A 1,408-nucleotide genomic window follows, 5' to 3' on the forward strand; every position below is an offset into this window, starting at 1 on the left:
CGGATTAGACCCCTTACTTTGGACAAGATCGCCCAATAACTACGAATATCTCAGTATTTTAAGATTTTATATTATGACTATAAACGTATAGCCATACTTTCAATTTCCTTTCCAAGGTTTTGAGCATAGAACTCATTTGGAGTCTTATACTTAAGACTTGAATGGATTCTATTGGTGTTATACCGCTTCATGAACCTGGATACCTCAGTATAGGCGTCTTTGTAGTTATTAAACTCGTATACACCTATACATTCATCCTGGAAGATCCTGTGGAAAGCTTCAATGTGAGCATTTTTATTTGGTGTTCTGCTCGGTATCCTTTCATGGTAAACATGTATTTCCGCACAGGAATCTTCAAATATATGGCTGATAAACTGTGGGCCATTATCAGTCCTGATTACCGGATTGATTGTACTATTAAATAGGTTTCTCTTAATCAAGCAGCGTCTTAATAAACTTGCAGCATCAGAGCCTGTACACCTGTAGCCTATATAATAGTCAATAATGGATCTATCAAATACATCTATTATTGATAGCACAAAGAAAAACTTATTTTCCCCCAGGATGTAACCGTATTTGATATCTGCTTCCCAGAGTTCATTTGACTTTTTAATTATCCTATTGACCGATATTCTGCTTTTAACCTGCGGCTTTATTACCCTTTGGCCTTTAAGGACCTGAAGTTCCTTACAAAGCCTGTATACCTTTTTATGGTTGATGATTAGTTTGTGCTCTCTTCTTAAAGTATGGGTAATTTTATGATAGCCATAGTAGAAGGCATCTTCTTGGATTGCTTCCATAATATATTCCTTAATCTGTTCATCACAGATCCTGCAGCTATCATTAGTCAGGGAGTAACCTACAATAGGCCTCCCGACATTCTCTGACTTTGCTTTAACCTTGTTCTCTATGGAGATATGATAGTAATATGTAGATTTACTCAGACCAGAGAATTTAAGCACTGTTATGGCCTTATATCCTTCATTGATATACTGTTTTGCTACTTGGACTCTGTCCTTTATAGTCGGTTCGTTTTTTTTAAAAGGTCTTTAAGTATAGCAATTTCTAGATCTTTTTCACCAAGTAACTTCTTAAGCTGATCATTCTCTTTTTCAATTTCTTTGCTGTAATTATTTGAATTGAAGTTACTTGATTTTGGGCCTCTGGAGGGGATGCCATCACTGGGTTTCTTTCTGCTTTTAACCCATGTATAAATTGTTGTAGAGGGTATACCGTGGTTTCTTGCTACCAGTGTAACATTGCCTGTTTCTTCGACCTCTTTTAGTATCTGCTCCTTAAACTCATGTGAATATGCATTACCTTTCATTTGAATATGCCCCCTTAAGCTTCTGATTTTATTCTAGCTAATGGTTCGTATTTTGTCCAAACTAATTAGGGGGCTTAGGAG

At 36.4% G+C, this 1,408-nt stretch carries 2 protein-coding genes; both read right to left on the bottom strand.

Annotation, left to right across the window (positions count from 1 at the left end; genetic code table 11):
• Positions 1-77: 77 nt before the first annotated feature.
• Positions 78-1,022 (bottom strand): IS3 family transposase, encoded by a 945-nt coding sequence (locus OXPF_RS17180; RefSeq protein ID WP_152967796.1) that lies wholly within the window; start codon positions 1,020-1,022, stop codon positions 78-80.
• Entirely contained in the window at positions 1,019-1,327 is a 309-nt protein-coding gene (locus OXPF_RS17185) for a transposase (protein ID WP_054876463.1), read from the bottom strand. Before OXPF_RS17185 ends, OXPF_RS17180 begins: the two co-directional genes overlap by 4 nt.
• Between the last annotated feature and the right edge of the window lie 81 nt (positions 1,328-1,408).

The sequence above is a fragment of the Oxobacter pfennigii genome (assembly GCF_001317355.1).
In the GTDB taxonomy this organism is placed as follows: Bacteria; Bacillota; Clostridia; order Clostridiales; family Oxobacteraceae; genus Oxobacter; species Oxobacter pfennigii.

What these genes read in the sequence shown, in the direction of transcription:
- OXPF_RS17185 (WP_054876463.1), bottom strand. Translation starts at nt 1,327, where the DNA reads ATGAAAGGTAATGCATATTCACATGAGTTTAAGGAGCAGATACTAAAA.